This window comes from Rhodococcus sp. NPDC078407 (assembly GCF_044542515.1).
In the GTDB taxonomy this organism is placed as follows: Bacteria; Actinomycetota; Actinomycetes; order Mycobacteriales; family Mycobacteriaceae; genus Rhodococcoides.
Window position 1 is genome coordinate 111,630 of record NZ_JBITUQ010000016.1, and the last position, 17,610, is coordinate 129,239.

The window sequence follows — 17,610 nt, forward strand, 5'->3', positions numbered from 1 at the left end:
CCCCCGTTGGCAAAGTGCGAGACACACCTTGCACAGTGCTGTGCAGCTTAAGAAGAGTCGACTAGGATCGGCAATCTTTTGTGGCGGCAACCACACTCTGCGCACACGATCGTGCTAGATGTTGACTGTGCGTAAGACGACGGAGTCGAGCTCGTCTGCACGGGTCGCCGCAGCGCCGTCCGTGCAGCGCAGCGACGCCCGGTCGAACCGCGCGCGGATTCTGCATGTGGCACAGGGGGTACTGGCAGACAATCCCGATGCAACCATCAACGACGTCGCCGCCGCTGCTGGGGTGGTCAGGCGTACCGTCTACGCCCACTTCGCCTCGCGCGAAGCTCTGATCGACGGTATCGCCCGGGAAGCGGCCGAAGGAATCTCGGCCGCGCTCACTCGAATTCCTGCTGCAGACGAATCGGCGGTGACGGTGTTCGTTCGGCAGACGCTGGCGCTGGCACGGGTGGGAGATCAGTACCGGCTACTGCTGGCGGTCGCTCGATCCGATTTGGGGCACAACAGCATTCATGATCTCCTGACGCCGATGCGCGAGTCGGCCGCCGCGGTCATCCGGCGGGGACAGCGCGAAGGTGTGTTCTCCTCGTATCTCGCAGCCGAGGTACTGATACTCAACATCGAGGCCATTGCGCTGTCGATCCTCGACGCCACGAACGCCGGATTGATCGGCGACCCTGCGGGAGCTGCCACGACGTCGAGCCTGGTGTTGCTGGGCATCGAGCCCGGCGACGCGGAACGCATCGTTGCCGACGTTCGATCGTCCGACGTGCCCGCTCGCTCCCACTGAACGCAGCACGGACCCCGCACACGGCGAAGGCCCCGCTCGCGCGATGTCGTGCGCCAGCGGGGCCTTCGGCCGAAATCGGTGGATCTAGGGAGCCGGGACGAATCCTGCACCGAGCCCGTTGCCCAGATCGACGTTGCGAAGGATCGCGTCGAAGTTGGTGCCGACCTCGGGTCCGAAGCACGCTACGCCGAGGTAGGCGTTGACCATGCCGACGAGGGTGTTGCCGACGACGACGGGGCTGCCCGAGTCACCTTCGACGACACACAGCTGCGCCCAGGTCTCCTGCGACTGAAGGATGTCGCCGTAGGCGAGTCCGCAGGTGTTGCCGGTGGTACGGCCTTCCTTGCAGACGATGTTCGGGAATGCGGTCGGCGGACCGACCTGCGAGATGGTCACGTTGCCCACGCGGTTGATCGGAGCGACCTTGGCACGGTCGAATTGGATCAAGGCGTAGTCATACTCCGGGTTGGAGAACGCGATGCGGCCGACCTCGCCGAGTGAGGTGTCGTACTCGGGGACGATGGACGCGCCCGCTTGGCCACAGTGGCCGGCGGTGAAGCCGACGAGATTTCCGTCGCGATCGTTTCCGATCGTCGTCAGCGTGCACTCGGCCTGGCCTCCGACGATGATTCCCGAGCCGCCGCCGAGAGCTGCTGGAGTGACCGCGGATGCGGTTCCCACGCCGACGCTGGCTACGATTGCAGCCGCCCCCACGACGACGAGCATGATTTTCTTGAACATGTACTCCCTCTCAGCGGTGTCGGCAGAACCCTAGCAACAACAGGTGTACGAACACGAGTGAGTCGCTCATACGTCCTGCTCGAGGGCTGCGAGCGTCGTGCGCGCCTCCTCGAGTTTACGGCTCAGTTCTGCAACGCGGCGTGCGGCTTCCTCGCGCGCGTGAGATATGACGGCCTCGACTGCGTCACGTGCGATGGGATCACCCAACTCGCGGACTGCACGGCTCACCGACTCCGGACTCACCGGCTGCGCCTTGGTGGGCCTCTTCGCACCCTGGGTGACCGTGACCGACCAGTCGTTGTCCGCGCCGGCATGAATGGTGACACTGACCCCGCCCGGAGCCTTCTTGGGTCGACGCGAAACCTGGTTCTGCGGCTGCACGGCCCTGGGCTTGTCCGCCACGGCTGCGGGCTTTTCGACCACTGCCCTGGGTAGTTCCGCGACAGCCCTGGTCGGTGCCGGCACTGCTCGGGACCGATCCGAGTCGGAGGTCACCGGCGGTGTCGCCTTCTTCGCCGGCACACGCTTGGCCGCAGGCGGGGTTGCAGCAGTGCGGGTGATGCGCAATTCCTCTGCCTCATAGGGCAATTCATCGTTGACACCCTTGGGGCTGATCGTCACCGTGTTGCCGTCGATCGAGACGACCTTTGCCGACGTGCCGTCGGGCAGTCCGAGGCTGGGGTTCGGCTCACGAAGATAGACAGTGGCCCGACGCCCCTCGGCCAGCTCCGCAGCCAGGGTGGTCAGATTCTCGGGGGTCAACGAATCGTTCACGGCGCGCCCACGGGGTGGCATCGACTACCGGCCTCTCTCGAAAGTGTTTGCGAATACTGTCGCACAGTTGCGCCACGGTGTCACCGACCGAGCATGCTGCACATGCCGCCGTGGAAGCTCCGGGCATGGATACCGAATCGATGCGCGCTTCGATCGAAGTAACTGTAACCAGAAGTAACTGTTACTTGGATTCACACTAAGATTGCTTGGCCGAGATGGGCCGACGTCTCCGACTTTATACGACGACACTCCTGAGCGCCCGCCCGCCCAAGTCCACTCGACGTGACATCGACTCCCCGAAAGGCCACTCGACGTCACATTCACTACCGACCGGTAGTCGTGCGCGGCACCCTCGACATTCGGTCGCGCTGCGACCTCGCCGAACCACCCTCGCGCCCGGTACCTCCCGCGTAGCCTGGCGACGTGCCTTATCGAATGGGTACGGAACAGGAGCCTCGATGTACCACCTCGACGCGGACGAACAGTCGCTCAGCGACGGTCCGCACGTGTATTTGCTCGACGCCAAATCCACCCTCGAGGTTCAGGCTCTGAATCAGTGGATCGATGCGACCACTCCGGACGGGGAGCCTCGGCCGCCGTCGGTGGTGCTCTCCGGCGAAGCGAGAACCTCACTGGCGGAAAGTGTTCGCGGCTACGCAGACGATCCGCTTCTGATTCCGCTGCGCGTGACGTTGTCCGATCGCAAGAACGGCATCCTGCACAGAATCTTCGCTCCGCGCGGACGATCGAAGCCCACCCAGGTGTGGCAGCGGTGGGTGGCGAACGACGATCCCGATCGTTCGGCGGTGTTGGTGGGCGAGCCCGCGACCCTCAGTGATCTACAGGATCGGTTCGAGCGCGGCGGCGGAACCTCTCTGTCGTCGTTCATCCTCCGTCAGGCCAGTCTGGCGTTGGACAAGGCCGAGCGTGGCGTGATCGGCTCCGAGTACAAGATTCCGCGATTCGTCGTCGAGGACATGACGGAGCAGAAGAAGTTCCGTGACGGCATCACCGCGCTCGCGGACGAAGTCGGTCAGGATCGCGATGCAGTCGACAAGCGGGTCAACGACATTCTCGGGGAGATGGTCGCAACCGAGACCCGTCGGGCGGTGGAGATGTGGGGCACCCTCGGTGCCTACTTCTCGCGTGCGTACAAGGTCGACGTCGATCGTGATCAGCTGCAGAAGGTCCGCGAACTCAACAAGAACTATCCGTTGGTGTTTCTGCCGAACCACCGCTCCTACCTCGATCCACTCGTCCTTCGACCTGCACTGTTGGCCGAGGGTCTGCCGCTCAATCACGTGATGGGCGGCATCAATGTCGGATTTTGGCCACTGGGCCCGATCGCGAAACGCAGTGGCGTCGTACTGATTCAGCGCAAGTTCTCGGACGCAATCTACAAGTGGACACTGCGTCAGTACATGAGTTTCCTGCTCAGCAAGCGATTCAACCTCGAGTGGTACATCGAGGGTGGGCGCAGCCGAACCGGAAAGCTCCGCCCGCCGAGGTTCGGCCTGCTCACCTATCTGGTCGACGCCCTCGAGTCGAGCGACGCCGAGGACGTCTATCTGATTCCGACCTCCATCACCTACGACCGGCTGCACGAGGTCGGCGCGATGGCGGAGGAATCACACGGCGCGAAGAAGCAGGCCGAAGGAATCAGGATGGCCATCGGGTACATCCGGGCACAGGGCACGTTGCGAGGCAACGTGTATCTGAACTTCGGCGAACCGATGTCGGTGGCCTCGATCGTCGCCGAGAACACCGACAAGCGAGTCGCGGTCCAGAAGATCGCACTCGGCGTTTCCCATGCCATCAACGATGCCACTCCGGTGACTCCCGCAGCGCTGGTCACCATGGCTCTGCTGGGTATCGAGGATCGCGCCCTCAACGTCAACGAGATGTGGGCCATCATCGCCCCACTCGCCCGCTACATCAAACGCCGGAACCTGCCCACCGCCGGTGGCGTCGACATCGCCGACGTCGACGTAGTGCGGTCCGCCGTCATCGCGCAGGTCAACGCCAACGTGGTCAAGCGGTTCGACGACGGCCCCGAGCCACTGTTCTACCTGGCCCAGGACAAGCACCTCGTCGCAGCGTTCTTCCGCAACAACGCAATTCACTTCTTCGTCATGCGTGCCATCGGCGAACTGGTGGTGCTGCCCACCAGCGGGGATTCGGCACCGCTCACTCAGGATTCCCTGTGGCAGTCGGCGCTCGAATTGCGCGATCTACTCAAGTTCGAGTTCTTCTTCGGTGACAAGAAGGACTTCGGGCAGCGACTCGAATCCGAGGTCGATCTGATCGATCCCGACTGGCGAACCAAGATCAGCGATCCCGATTACGCCGCGCACCAACTGCAGTCACAGGATCTGCACCTGGCGCACCGCGTGCTGCAGCCGATCTTCGAGGCGTATCAGGTGGTGGCCGATCAGCTGATGCTGCTGCCCCAGAGCGGCGAGTTCGACAAGCCGAAGTTCATCGCCGAATGTCTCGGTGCCGCTCAGGCCAGACGACTTCGTCAGCAACTCGATCACAGCGAGGCGATCTCCGGCGAATTGTTCGATACCGCACTGCAATTGGCCGAGAACCGCGATCTGGTCGATTCAGGCTCCGACGGTATCGCGCGCCGACGCAGAGACTTCGCACTCGAAATCGACGAATGGGCCCGCAAGGTCCGCACAATTCGCGATATGGCCCACCGTATGCTGCGCGAGGTGGAACCGATCTCGGCCCCCGAGGAGAACAATTCATGACCGAGTTCGATGATCGACTGATCGCGATCGCCGCCGCCCCGCCGGGCCGAGACACCGTGGCATTCTTCGATCTCGACGGCACTCTGATCAACGGATTCTCCGCCCGCGCAGTATTTCTCGAGCGCCTCAAGACCCTCGACGTGACGGTGAAGGAGCTGTGGAAGATCTCCAGCGCCGTCGTCGAGATGCGGATGCGCAACTCCCCCGTCGACAACCTGATGGGCAAGGCCGTCCGCGGTTTGGAAGGCCGTCGGGAAGAGGATCTGATGGAACAGGCAGACACGCTGTTCCGCAACGAGATTGCCCCGATGATCTACCCGCAGGCCCGTGCCCTCGTCGAGGCTCACCGGCATGCCGGACACCGATTGGTGATGGCCACATCGGCCACGCCGTACCAGGCACTACCGGTGCAGCAGGACATGATGTTCGAGGAACTGCTGTGCACCACCCCCGTCGTCACCGACGGCATCCTCACCGGCGAACTGGTCGGCGATTCACTGTGGGGTCCGCGCAAGGCCCAAGCAGCCATCGACTACGTCGAGCGTGAGGGCATCGCCTTGGCGGGCTGCTTCGCCTACTCCAACGGCGGTGAGGACGTGCCACTGCTCGAGGCCGTCGGGCGACCCGTCGCTGTCAATCCGGATGCTGATCTCGCGCGCTACGCGGCCAAGAAGAACTGGCCGTCGTTGACGTTGGAGCAGCCCAAGCGCGGCACCGACCTCACCTCGGCTGTCCGCAGCACTGCCGCTCTCGGGTCGGTGTTGGCCAGTGCGTCGATCGGGCTCGGTCTGGGTCTGCTCACGCGGAGTCGCCGTACCGGTGCCAACATCACCAGCACGATCGCTCCGGACATCGCGTTGACTCTGGCCGGTGTCAAGCTCGACGTCACCGGAACCGAGAATGCGTGGTCCGCCCGACCCGCGGTGTTCATGTTCAATCACCAGAGCACTGCCGACTCCATCATCGTCACCTCCATCCTCCGACGAGACATCACCGCGGTGGCCAAGCGCGAACTAGAGCGCGACCCACGATTCGCGCTGCTGGGCAGGATCTTCGACGTCGCCTACGTGGATCGTGGTGATCCCTCACAAGCACGAGAGGCCATGCTCCCCGCAATCGAGAAGCTGCACAGCGGTATCTCCGTCGCCATTGCGCCCGAGGGGACGCGGATGCCTACGTCACGTCTCGGCCGATTCAAGAAGGGCGGCTTCCACCTGGCCATGCAGGCAGGTGTGCCCATCGTTCCCATCGTCATCCACAATGCGGGTGACGTGATGTGGAAAAAGGATTTCACCGTCCACTCGGGTACGGTCAGGGTCACTGTCGGCGAGCCCATTCCCACTACGGATTGGGACCCGGCCAAGATCGACGAGTACGTGGACGATGTCCGTTCCTATTTCGACAGAACGTTGGGATATGCCTGAGAACCAGATCAACTCGGTAGTGCAGACCGAGATCGAGCGGAATCTGCTGGGCGGCGAGCCCAAGTACAACCGGGCCGACATCGTCGAGAAGTCCGGCATTCCACTCGAACGGGTCATCGCACTGTGGATCGGCATGGGCTTTCCCGTCCACACCGACACCGAGGCTCTGGTCTACACCGACGCCGATCTCGAAGCCCTGAAGCTGATCACCGCACTTACCGCGCAGAAGGTGATCAAACCCGAGATGGAGGTCGCGATCGCGCGCACTCTCGGGCAGTCGATGTCGAGGCTCGCGGAATGGCAAGTGGGCGTTGTGAACTCTCACATACTCGAGCGCATCATCGAGAGCGAAGAAGACAAGAACGACGTCGACGCGATCAGGCGTAATGCCCGAGCCATCGCCGCCGAGACCGTTCCTACCCTCGAAGCACTCCAGGGATACACGTGGCGACGCCATCTGGCGGCAGCTGCCGGTCGATCCATTGCCGCGCCCGACGACGTTACCGACAGTCCCACGATGGCCGTCGGGTTCGCCGACATGGTGGGTTACACAAGCTTGACGCGTCGGTTGGACGTCGGCGAATTGACGACACTCCTCGAGGAGTTCGAGTCGCTGGTCACCAATATCATTGCGCGGGGTCGTGGCTCGGTGATCAAGAACGTCGGCGACGAGGTGATGTTCAGTGCGCAAACCCCCGAGGACGCTGCCCACATTGCCCTCGACTTGCAGGACGCGTTCGACGAGCAGGAAGACATGCCCGATCTGCGGGTCGGGCTGGCGTGGGGACCGGTACTGGCCCGGTACGGCGATCTGTACGGATCGGTGGTCAACATGGCCGCACGTCTGACCAGTTCTGCCTATCCGGGAACGACTCTCGTCGACACGGTGATGACGGAGGAACTGCGTCACGATTCCGAGTTCTATCTCAAATCGGTTCGCTCACTTCGGGTCAAGGGTTTCCACAAGCTCAAGCCTCATCGACTTGAACGCAACAAGCGGGGCGGACGCAAGAGCGAGGAGTAGAACTCGATGTGTCGACGCGCAGCCTCGTCCCAGGTGAGGCTGCGCGCGAGCGCGAGACCGGGAACAGGATCCGGCGGTACCCGAAGTGCGTCGCCCAATCCCGCGGCCATCTCATCGACCGTAGCGGCATAGGTCACGCTGTCCCTGAACACTTCTCGAAGCACCGGCAGATCGCGCGCCACCACCGGCGTCGACGCAGCAAGCGCTTCCATGGCGGCCAGGCCGAAGCCCTCCTTGGTGGAGAAGAACGGCAACACCGCGGCTTGCGCCACGAGATGCGGCAGCTCGTTGTCGTCGACGGTTCCGAGAATCAACGGCTCGATACCGAGTTCGACTGCACGACGGTCGAACTCGGCTCGATAGTCACGATAGTCGAACAGCGTCTCGCCCCCGGCGAACACCAATCGCAGATCGCGGTCGGGCAGCCTGGAGACCGCGTCGAGCAGATCGAGGCTCCCCTTGCGTGGCTCGATTCCTCCGACCGCGAGTACGTAACGACCGAGTTTTTCACGCCAGTGGGTTCGGCCCGACTCGGCTGCTGTCGAGAACCTTTCGGAGTCCACCCCATTGGGGATGACGGCCGGGTCGAATCCCCACCCGCGTCGGACGTCGTCCGCAACGGCAGCGGACACACAGATGCGGGCGTACGGCGTGGTGATCGCACGTTCGTGACATGCCGCCAGCTCGGGTGTGGTGAACTCATCGAGGTGGTGGATCGTCCTGATGCACCGGCCGACGGCATTGGCCGAGATGCAGTCCTGTGCATGGACGATGTCGTACTCCTCGGCGGTAAATGCCTGCTGCAGAACGCGTATCGATCGCAGAATCCGCTCCCCGACGCTTTCGGTCTCTTTGTGAGTAAACGGGACCATCCGTACCGTGACGGCCGGGTCGACGCTACGGAAGAACCCACTGTCGCCGCCGCGGCCGAGCGACCACACCGAGACGTTCTGCCCGGCGCGCGCCAGCGCCTCGGCCAGTGCCAACGTGTGCACCACTCCGCCCCGCGGCTTCGATGAGTAGGTCAACAGGGCGATCTTCACTGATACGGCTTCTCCTGCAACAAGTTCGGATAGGCGTCGACGCGTCGCTCGGCCAGGTGATGCAACCCTCTCCGAGCCCGGTCGACCTCGGCGTCGACGTCGATCTCGTGCACAGCCAGACCGCCCTTGGCCCACGTCTTCGCCAGGACGTCTCCACCGGGCCCGACGATCTTCGCCTGACCGAGGAAGCGCAGGGATCCCATCACCCCGGTCTGATTGGACGAGACGAGCACCACCTGGTTCTCGGCGGCGCGCGCAGCGTCGTACAGATCGAACAGTCGGGACTGCCGATCGTTCGGTAGCGAGGAGGCCCGATCGGTGACGCTGGCCGGCCACGCCGACAGTGCCGCAATGATTCTCGCGCCGTCCAATGCAAGCGTGCGGGCCGACTCCGGAAACGTCTTGTCGTAATCGATCAGCATGCCCATCCGCCCGACAGGTGTATCGAAAGCATCGAAACGATCTCCGGCCGCGTAGGCCAGCGATTCTCCGAGCGGCTGATGCACCTTCCGGTAACTGCCGAGAATGCCGTCACCTGTCAGGCACGCAGCAGCGTTGTATCGCAGCCCCTTCGACAGCTCGGTGTACCCGACACACACCGTCATCTCACCCGCCGCCGCGATGATCGCGGCCAGCTCCGGACCGTCCGGATCGAGGGTGGGCGGCAGTTCCGCCGGATCGGGATTGCTCAGACTGTTGATATAGCCCCCGAGGGATGCGTCGGGCAGCACCAGGAGATCGATACCCTCTCGGGCCGCACTGGAGATGATCGTCGTGATCTTCAGTACGGCCCGATCGACGTCTCGTCCGAAATGTGCTGCCAAAGCGCCGATCTTGATGAGGACCACGTCGAACTCAGACCATCTGGCTCTGCGGCTGCGGTGAGTTCCGAGACTGCGCAGCACTGATCTCCAGCCCGATCTGATCGGCCAGGAACGCGGCATCTCTGGCCACAGAGGCGAATCGTCCCGAACCCCAGGTGTGCTGCCACGGCAGGCCCAGGAAATACAGGCCGGGAACGGCTGTGACGCCGCGGTTGTGCGTCGGGTGGCCCTCGCCGTCGAACGCCCCCACCTTCAGCCACCGGTAGTCGGTTCGGAAGCCGACCGACCAGACGACGGCGGTGATATCGGTGTCGGCGAGATCGAGTTCGGTGGTCTCGGACTCCGGACGCCACACCGGAACGTAGCGGTCCTCGGTGGGCGCGCTGATGCCCTCGCGTTCGATATAGGCGTCGATGTTGTCCTTGATGCTCTCGGCCACACGGTCCGCGGCGTCGAGGGAGGCTTCGAGGGTCGGGGCGAACCGCAGAACACCGTCCTCCACACCCACCATGCGTCCGTACAGCTGCATGCCCTCGGTGGCGAATGCGCGCAGGTCGATGTCGCGACCACCATCACGGCCGGTGACGTAGTGGTTCGTGTTCTCGCGTTTGCCGACGCCACCGGGTTGATCTTCGATGGAGACATCGTAGACGCCCATGTCGTGCAACCAGGCGACACAGTCACGGCCGCGATAGAAGCGTGCAACACGAGGTGCGGTACCCGCGACGAGATGCACGCGTCGACCGTCCAGGTGCAGGTCCTCGGCGATCTGCGCACCGGATTGACCGGTACCGACCACGAGCACGTCGCCGTCCGGGAACTGATGCGAGCCGCAGTATTCGGACGAGTGGATCTGGACGATGTCACGGGGAAGCCTCTCGGCGAACCGCGGGATGGTCGGAATGTGGTAGCCGCCGACGGCAACGACGATCTGATCGGCATGCATGGGGCCGACGGAGGTCTGCAGGTCGAAGCCGTCATCTGCGCTCTGAAGGGCGTTCATGACGGAAACATGTTCGCGGACCGGTGCATCGAAGCTGTCGGCATAGCGTCGAACGAAGGCGTACACCTCGTCGCGCTGCATGAACCCGTCGGGATCGTCACCGTCGTAGGAGTACCCGGGAAGCGCGCACTGCCAGTTGGGGGTCACGAGGGTGAAGTTGTCCCAGCGCGAGTCCTTCCATTCGTGGGCGATGGTGTCGCGTTCGAGGACGAGGTGGTCGATGCCGCGCTGCGTCAGATGCCAGCTGATGGACAGGCCGGCCTGCCCGCCGCCGATGACGATCACGCTGTGGTGCTCAGTAACACTGTTCGCAGTCATAGCAATTCGGCTCCCGACATACTCAGTACGCGAACGGCACCGGCCTGATACGACGCGCTGACACCGTGTATTTCTTCCATTTGCTGCGCGGCCGATGTGCATCGCATACCGAACTTGGCGAGAACTCGATCGCTCGCCACGGTCAATGCGTCGGACGTCCGCTGCACGAACTCGGCCACCGGATATTCCTGGCCGGGGCTCAGATAGTCGTGCATCACCAAAGACGGTGTATAGCAGGACTGTTCGCGACCGTCAGGCCATCGCACCACGAACGACATCTCAGGCATGAACGGTCTCCTTGGTGATGGTCCGATAGACCGATGGACGCCGATCGCGCAGGTTGTACATGCCGCCGCCACGTGCCGCACCGATGAGCGCCTCGACGTCGACGGTGGCTGTGGCCAAGCCCGGTTCGACGCCTGTTCCCGCGAGGATCTCACCGCCGGGCCCGACGATCTTGGCACTGCAGACGAACCTCAGTGAACCGAAGGTGCCGGCCTGATTGGCCGCCACCCAGATGATCTGATTCTCCAGTGCGCGAGCGCGATCGTAGATGTCGAAGCGTTGCTTCCACCGATCTTCTTCCATGTTCTCCACCGTCGCAGTACGGGCCGTCGGCCACGCGGAGATGGACGCGACGATCTCGGCTCCGTCGAGCGCGAGTTCCCTTGCAGCCTCGGGGAATCCCTTGTCGTAGCAGATCTGCATCCCCATCCGGCCGACCGGAGTATCGAAGGCGGAGTAGCTCTCTCCCGCGTCGTAGCAGAGGTTCTCGCCGAGTGGCTGATGCACCTTGCGGTACGAGCCCAGGATGCCGCTGCCGTCGACCGTCACTGCGGCGTTGTAGCGGGTATCGCCGTCCTTCTCGCAGAATCCGAACGTGACGACGGTATCGCCTGCCATGTCGATGACTCGCCTGACCTCGGGGCCGTCGAGTTCCAGGGCCGGCGGAAGTGCCTTCAACCGACGCTGTCGCGAATCCTCGGTCTCGTCCCCGCCACCGAGACTGGGCAGGTACCCGCCCAGGCATGCTTCCGGTAGCACCAACAGTTGGCTACCGCGATTACGCGATTCTTCGAGTAGAGCGGCAATAGTGGCGTAGCCCTGTTCCATGTCGCGGCCGAACTCGGCTGCGGCCACGGAAATCGTGATGTCGTTCATGCTTCTCCCAATCCGGTCACCGTCGAGGTGACCGCGCGAGTGGTGATTCCATCGGGCCATCGCAACGCGACGCCCGGAATATCGGTGAGCTCTCCGCATTCTGCGGACAACGCAGGTCCGGACGGTGCAGTCGGTGCACCGGGACGGTCCGCGGTGATCATCGCGAACCCGGGAAAACACGTGATCCATTCACCCATCGACGCACCGTCGGGCTTCGGGATCGAGAAAATGTCCAATACGGCACCAGTTCCGCTCGCCTCGGCCAACATCCCGGTAGTCCCCGCCAAGCCGGCCATCGAGACGTCCTTGGCGGCCCTGGGAGCGGTTCGAGCGACGAACGAGGCCATGACCGCCAACTCGGCGGAATTACGTCGTGACGTCGAATCCCACTGCTGACCTTGATAATTACGACGCCAGCCGCCTTCGACGTCTGCCGTCAGTGTCAAACGATCGCCGACGCGGCCGCCGCCCGCGGGTACGGGGTCGGTCGTGCGACCCAGCGCGGTGACCGACAGCGACGACGGAACCCCGGCCTGAGTATGGCCCCCGAGCACCGGAACCTGCCACGCCGCAGATGCATTGGCGAGACCGCGGATGATGCGGGTGAGCCGAGACTGCGTGGGCGCTCCGACGGAATCGAGCATGCCGACTGCGTCGGCACCCATCGCCGAGAGGTCGTTGAGGTTGACCAGTGCCGCACACCAGCCGGCCCATTCCGGATCGCGGTCGACCATCGAGGGAATGATCGCGTCGCAGGCCGCGATCATGTCGCTCCCCGGCACCGGCACTCCGTCGTCGCCTCGAAAGCCTTTGGCACCGAGCCCCAGTGGCTGTGCTTTCAGGGGTGCAAGGACACCCGCGAGCATCGCCTTGGTCGACGACACCAGCCGTTCGATTCGGTCGATGGGCCAGTACATCGCCACATGTGGAGTGTCGGCCACCTCGACGTCTCCGCGTCTGATCCAGCCGAGACGGGTGAACAGTGGCTCGTGACGCTTTTGCACCGTCGCATCGAAGCGCAGCACTCCCCGACTCTCGGCATGAGCGCAGGCCGCACGAACCAGCGCCGGCCCCACGCCGGATGTGCGGGCCGACGAGGCGACCACCAGGCGGCTGCCGGCCCACCAGCCCAGATCCGTTGCCGTGCAGGGTGCCAGTCGCACTCCGCCGAGCACGGTGCCGTGTCGGTCGGTGGCGACGAGAACGACGGCACGGGGATCGTCGTCGACGTCGTCGTGATCGGTGCCGGTGAACAAGCCCTGTTCGGCAACGAAAGTCTCTCGACGCATAGCCCGGTACGGGCTCAGTTGGGCCGGGCTCTCGCACGGCTGAACGATGAACTCGGACTCCACGACCCTGGTTGCAGCGCCAGATAATCCGGCCAAATCTTGCGTGTCCACCCTGTACATGTCAGCCTCCCGCGTTCTGCAGAACGCTGCACGCACCGCAGGCAGCGCAGCCTGCCTTCTGATCGAATCCGAGCATTGCCGCCGCCTGAAGTTCCTTGGCGACGCGTCGAGTGACGCTTTCGAGGACGTCCGAAGTGGGTTCCGTCGCCCGATCGACATCGACCGCCAACGTGCCCGCGAGCGGCCGAAACGGAACGACGAACGGATACACACCCATCTCGATCAGTTCTGCTGCGCCCGAGACCAATTCGTCGGGATCTTCGCCGAGACCGACCAGTATGTACGTCGACACCTGATTGCGTCCGAAGACTCGGACCGCTTCTTTCCATGCCGCGCGGTACTCGTCCATCGATACCGAGGCCTTGCCCGGCATCCATCTGCGACGCACGTCGTCGTCGAGGGATTCGACGTGAATGCCGATGGACTCGGCTCCGGCGTCGTACAGATCTTGGATGGTCTGCAGGTCGCCGGGCGGTTCGCACTGCACCTGGATCGGTAGTTCCGGAACCACGGCCTTGATGGCACGCACACACCGGGCCAGGTGACGGGCACCGCGATCCTTCGCGGCCGAGGTGCCCGTCGTCATGACCATCTGAGTGACCCCGTCCAGCCGTACCGCGGCCTCCGCCACCTCCGCCAACTGGGCAGGCGTCTTGACGGCAATGGTGTCGCCCGCCTCCAGAGATGCTTCGATGGAACAGAAGCGGCACCGTTGATCCGCGTCGTAGCGGATGCACGTCTGCACTACGGTCGTGGCCAGAACACTGGTGCCGTGCAGCTTGGCGATCTTCTCGTAGGCGATGCCGTCGGCGGTGGCGAGGTCGTAGAACTTCGGCCGGTCGACGGCCTGAACATCGAGACCGATGTCGTTGCCGTCGAACAGAACTCGCCCCTCTTCGAGCACATACGGGCTCAGCGGGTTACGTGGGATGGCAGCGCCGAGACCATCGATGCGGACATGTCCATCGTCACTCGGGCCGGCACCGGCAGTTCTGGACACCGGCGTCGCTCCTCGGATTCCGAGCAACGCCAGATCCACACGGGTAGATATGGACATAGCCGTCTCCTAGACCATGTAGGTCGAATTGATGATGGCACCCTTGCGCGCGTAGTGGATCAACGCGTCCTGCACGTCCAAGGGGTGAGCCGGGATAACACCCTCGATGAGGTCTTCTTCGCGACCTCCGTGCAGGGCCAATCCGAAGCGGCAGCAGAACACGGTGCCACCTTCGGCGATGAACGTCGCGAGGGAGTCGTTGATGTTCTGTTCACCCGGGAAACCGGAATCGCCGGTTGTCGGGAAGCCCCGGGTAGCAAGACAATTGATGGCACCGGGTCCGTAGAAATACATCGCCGACTCGAAACCCTTGCGCAGAGCGCGGGTGGCCTGCAGCACCGCGACGAACGAGACCGAGGACTCGTGGGCGATACCGTGCACCAACGTGAAGTAGCTCTCGCCGTTCTCCGCCTTGTAGTCGGGGAAGATCTTGGTGGAACCGTAGATGTTGCTGCCCTTGGGAAGTGAGGGATGCGGAATCTCCTCGAGGGACTTCTTGATGTTCTCGGCGATGGACTGGTCGAGATCTGACACGTGTGTCTCCTGTGGTTCGCAGAGCGGGCTGAATGCGGCGGACACCGATGGCCACCCGAGAAAAGCGTCATGTCCGGCGAGAGAACAGATCCTCTGCGGCCATGGGACAAGTACAGGCCTCGTCGATTTCCGATTGGTCACGCTCGGAACAACGTCGTGTTTCGAGGGCCTCACAGTGTTGACGTGGTGTTACGCGGTTACTGTGGGAACAGGTCCATCCACCCACCGCAGCATGACGAGGAACTCGATGATCGGCGCCGTCACCGGCTTGTTGTACGCGTTGTCCCTGGTAGTGGGCATCTGGGTGCTCGTGAAGCTGGCCGCGAACCGGCCCGTGCTGTTGAAGAACAAGTCCGATCGAGCACTGTTCTGGACCATCTCGGCCACCGAGGCCGTCGTTGCACTGCAGGCCGTCATCGGGTTCGTCTTGATGTTCACCTCGGATCGCGAGATTCATCGGTTGACGTTCGGCGCGTACCTCGTCGGACTGCTGTTCTTGCTACCCCTGGGCACGTGGTGGTCCCTGGGCGACCGCTCCCGCGGCGGTACCGCGGTACTCCTCGTCGCCGTCCTCACCCTCGCGGCCATGGTGCTGCGCCTGAGCCAGATTTGGGCCGGATATGCCTGACGCACTCCAGCAAGCAACGCGCACCGGATTCGGGCGCTTCCTCATCGCCGTCTACGCCGTGTTCGCCGTTGCCGCGACAGCGCGGTCACTGGTGCAACTAACCACCCGATTCGACGATGCCCCGGTCGCCTACCTGCTCTCCGCATTCGCAGCGGTGGTCTACATCATCGCAACGGTCGGCCTGGCACGAGCAACGGAAGCATCGCGACGAGTGGTGACGGTCTCCTGCATCATCGAACTCGTCGGAGTTCTCGGCATCGGGACCCTCAGTTACATCCAGCCACAAGACTTCCCGGAGCCGACGGTGTGGTCGCACTTCGGATCCGGTTACGTCTTCATCCCGGTGGTACTACCCATCGCGGGATTGTGGTGGTTGCGAAAGACTCGACAGCGGTAGGGGTCTGTGGGGCCAAAATCGGCCATGACCACGTGGACGACCGTCGATGTCGATTACCACCTGTTCTCGCTTGTAGCAGCGCACAGAGAGCCGGTGAGCGAGCCGGTCGAGGACTACTTCTTCGAGATTTGGCCCGCGACAATGCGACGCGAGTTGACGCGCGTGAAGACCGCGAACGATCCACGGACCTCGAAGCCCGGTTCGGTACGGCCTGCGAGTACGTCTGCGCGGTCCGGTTAGCTGGAATCCCGGGGAAGCATGAAGATCTCCAACTCTTGAATTAGCCGTTAGCACACCCCACCGACAGGTTTCGATTCACGAATCTTCCTGCACAGCAATAGTTTTCGATTCAACGATGGTTGCCAGTCGAATGCATGTTCGATACGCTTGCACCTATGACCACGGAGATCTGGCAACTGAGCGAGAGCGAACTGCTCGCCGACGCTGCCGCGGTCTCCCATGACATTCAGTTGTTGGAAGCTCGGCGGATTGCTTTGGTCGCCGAGATCGACATCCGCGTCTCCCGGGAGAAGCTCGGCTTCCCCGGCCCCGCCGGCTGGCTCACCTCCACCACCCTGCTCACACCGAGCAAAGCGCACAAGATCGTGGCCCTGGCCCGCGGCCTGAAGAACTTCCCCGACATCGCCGACGCCGTGAACACCGGCAGCATCTCCGTCGACCACGCCGCTCTGATCCTCGACTTCGCCGAAACGCCACCGAAAGAACTCCCCCAACAAGGCCAGGACGACGCCAGAGCGGCATTGTTGACGTCCGCAACCGGGCCCGAAGCCCGCACCGGACCACTACGCGCTGCGATCACCCGCCTCCACGACACCTTCGGAGGCAAGACACCGCCCGCCGAGGACACCGACCGCAACGAACTCTTCGCCTCCACCACCCTCAACGGACGCCTGGTAGCGAAGATGGATTTCGACGCCGTCACCGGCGAAAAACTGCTCGCTGCACTCTCCCCGCTCACCGCACCCCGCCCCGCAGCTGACGGCACCCCCGACGACCGCAGTCCCGCCAGACGGCGCGCCGATGCTTTCGGGCACATCCTCGACCGCTACCTCGCTATGAGCGATCGTCCCACCGAGGGTGGGGAGAAACCGCACGTCAACCTGCACATTCGGTTGCGGGACCTCCAGAGCCTGGGCGGTCAGAACAGTGACGACATCACCGACGACGAAACCACCCGCGCTGCAGCAGAATCCGACAACACCGATCCAGCCGACCCGGTGGACATCGACGCCGGCAACCCGATCCACTCCGACCCAATACACTCCGACCCGACCGAGTCGGACGCGGCGGATGAACTCGAGACCGACAGCGCTGCCGGACCGAGCCAAGATCGTGGCGCGTATCGGGATCTGTTCGGTGACGGCACATCTGTCGGCTGGCTGCCCTGGATGGGGCCGCTCTCCCGCACCACCTCCCGCCAACTGGCCTGCGACTGCCTCCTGACCGCCATCGTCATGGACGAGAACGGCAACCCGCTGAACCTGGCTCGCACCGCACGCACCGTCACCGCCAAACAGAAACGCGCCCTCACCGCCCGAGACCACGGCTGCGCCTTCCCCGGCTGCGGCAAACCCGCCGCCTGGACCGAAGGCCACCACATCCCAATGCCGTTAAGTTAGCGGCACGCGGAGCTGCAGCCGAGGAGGATGCTTCTCGTGACGCCCGTGATGGTGTGGTCGCTTCGTGTTGTGAAACGC

The 17,610-nt window shown here is 63.5% G+C and carries 18 protein-coding genes; 8 read left to right on the top strand and 10 right to left on the bottom strand.

The window, feature by feature from the left end; translation table 11 throughout:
• The first annotated feature begins 118 nt into the window (after positions 1-118).
• A complete protein-coding gene (locus tag ACIGGF_RS17055; protein WP_397522422.1) occupies positions 119-799 on the top strand; it encodes a TetR/AcrR family transcriptional regulator in 681 nt (226 codons plus the stop codon).
• Positions 800-883: 84 nt separating this feature from the next.
• Here ACIGGF_RS17055 and ACIGGF_RS17060 read toward each other — a convergent pair whose 3' ends face one another.
• On the bottom strand, positions 884-1,540 hold the full coding sequence (locus ACIGGF_RS17060) for a serine protease (RefSeq protein WP_397522423.1): 657 nt from the start codon (positions 1,538-1,540) through the stop codon (positions 884-886).
• 66 nt (positions 1,541-1,606) lie between these two features.
• Positions 1,607-2,335: a DUF6319 family protein gene (locus ACIGGF_RS17065; protein ID WP_397522424.1), complete on the bottom strand. Its 729-nt coding sequence runs from the start codon at positions 2,333-2,335 to the stop codon at positions 1,607-1,609.
• A 437-nt stretch (positions 2,336-2,772) separates the two neighbouring features.
• Here ACIGGF_RS17065 and ACIGGF_RS17070 point away from each other — a divergent pair, with 437 nt between their 5' ends.
• The 3 genes from ACIGGF_RS17070 to ACIGGF_RS17080 are packed head-to-tail and all read left to right on the top strand — an operon-like array spanning position 2,773 to position 7,518.
• A complete protein-coding gene (locus ACIGGF_RS17070) occupies positions 2,773-5,070 on the top strand; it encodes a glycerol-3-phosphate 1-O-acyltransferase (RefSeq protein ID WP_397522425.1) in 2,298 nt (765 codons plus the stop codon).
• On the top strand, positions 5,067-6,494 hold the full coding sequence (locus ACIGGF_RS17075) for an HAD-IB family hydrolase (protein ID WP_397522426.1): 1,428 nt from the start codon (positions 5,067-5,069) through the stop codon (positions 6,492-6,494). Before ACIGGF_RS17070 ends, ACIGGF_RS17075 begins: the two co-directional genes overlap by 4 nt.
• Positions 6,487-7,518 (top strand): adenylate/guanylate cyclase domain-containing protein, encoded by a 1,032-nt coding sequence (locus ACIGGF_RS17080; protein ID WP_397522427.1) that lies wholly within the window; start codon positions 6,487-6,489, stop codon positions 7,516-7,518. Before ACIGGF_RS17075 ends, ACIGGF_RS17080 begins: the two co-directional genes overlap by 8 nt.
• Here ACIGGF_RS17080 and ACIGGF_RS17085 read toward each other — a convergent pair.
• From ACIGGF_RS17085 to ACIGGF_RS17120, 8 genes are read right to left on the bottom strand one after another with little or no spacing between them, the layout of a single operon-like run.
• Positions 7,470-8,561, bottom strand: coding sequence for an MSMEG_0565 family glycosyltransferase (locus tag ACIGGF_RS17085; RefSeq protein WP_397522428.1), 1,092 nt, complete (start codon positions 8,559-8,561; stop codon positions 7,470-7,472). The genes ACIGGF_RS17080 and ACIGGF_RS17085 overlap by 49 nt on opposite strands.
• Positions 8,558-9,409, bottom strand: coding sequence for a carbon-nitrogen hydrolase family protein (locus tag ACIGGF_RS17090; RefSeq protein ID WP_397522429.1), 852 nt, complete (start codon positions 9,407-9,409; stop codon positions 8,558-8,560). Before ACIGGF_RS17090 ends, ACIGGF_RS17085 begins: the two co-directional genes overlap by 4 nt.
• Positions 9,410-9,416: 7 nt before the next feature.
• Complete coding sequence (locus ACIGGF_RS17095; RefSeq protein WP_397522430.1) at positions 9,417-10,706, bottom strand: MSMEG_0569 family flavin-dependent oxidoreductase; 1,290 nt, start codon at positions 10,704-10,706, stop codon at positions 9,417-9,419.
• Positions 10,703-10,993, bottom strand: coding sequence for an MSMEG_0570 family nitrogen starvation response protein (locus ACIGGF_RS17100; protein WP_397522431.1), 291 nt, complete (start codon positions 10,991-10,993; stop codon positions 10,703-10,705). The genes ACIGGF_RS17095 and ACIGGF_RS17100 overlap by 4 nt, the downstream gene beginning before the upstream one ends.
• Entirely contained in the window at positions 10,986-11,867 is an 882-nt protein-coding gene (locus ACIGGF_RS17105) for a carbon-nitrogen hydrolase family protein (RefSeq protein WP_397522432.1), read from the bottom strand. Before ACIGGF_RS17105 ends, ACIGGF_RS17100 begins: the two co-directional genes overlap by 8 nt.
• Positions 11,864-13,276, bottom strand: a complete 1,413-nt coding sequence (locus ACIGGF_RS17110; RefSeq protein ID WP_397522433.1) for an MSMEG_0567/sll0787 family protein — start codon at positions 13,274-13,276, stop codon at positions 11,864-11,866. Before ACIGGF_RS17110 ends, ACIGGF_RS17105 begins: the two co-directional genes overlap by 4 nt.
• 1 nt (position 13,277) lies before the next feature.
• Positions 13,278-14,333: an MSMEG_0568 family radical SAM protein gene (locus ACIGGF_RS17115; RefSeq protein WP_397522434.1), complete on the bottom strand. Its 1,056-nt coding sequence runs from the start codon at positions 14,331-14,333 to the stop codon at positions 13,278-13,280.
• Positions 14,334-14,342: 9 nt separating this feature from the next.
• On the bottom strand, positions 14,343-14,867 hold the full coding sequence (locus tag ACIGGF_RS17120; RefSeq protein WP_027495238.1) for an MSMEG_0572/Sll0783 family nitrogen starvation response protein: 525 nt from the start codon (positions 14,865-14,867) through the stop codon (positions 14,343-14,345).
• 232 nt (positions 14,868-15,099) lie between these two features.
• Between ACIGGF_RS17120 and ACIGGF_RS17125 the strand changes: the two genes are divergently transcribed.
• The 4 genes from ACIGGF_RS17125 (at position 15,100) to ACIGGF_RS17140 (ending at position 17,532) form a co-directional block, all read left to right on the top strand.
• A complete protein-coding gene (locus ACIGGF_RS17125; protein WP_397522435.1) occupies positions 15,100-15,495 on the top strand; it encodes a hypothetical protein in 396 nt (131 codons plus the stop codon).
• On the top strand, positions 15,488-15,892 hold the full coding sequence (locus ACIGGF_RS17130; protein ID WP_397522436.1) for a hypothetical protein: 405 nt from the start codon (positions 15,488-15,490) through the stop codon (positions 15,890-15,892). The genes ACIGGF_RS17125 and ACIGGF_RS17130 overlap by 8 nt, the downstream gene beginning before the upstream one ends.
• Before the next feature lie 24 nt (positions 15,893-15,916).
• A complete protein-coding gene (locus tag ACIGGF_RS17135; RefSeq protein ID WP_397522437.1) occupies positions 15,917-16,132 on the top strand; it encodes a hypothetical protein in 216 nt (71 codons plus the stop codon).
• Positions 16,133-16,287: 155 nt separating this feature from the next.
• On the top strand, positions 16,288-17,532 hold the full coding sequence (locus ACIGGF_RS17140; protein WP_397522438.1) for a DUF222 domain-containing protein: 1,245 nt from the start codon (positions 16,288-16,290) through the stop codon (positions 17,530-17,532).
• Positions 17,533-17,610: the final 78 nt, after the last annotated feature.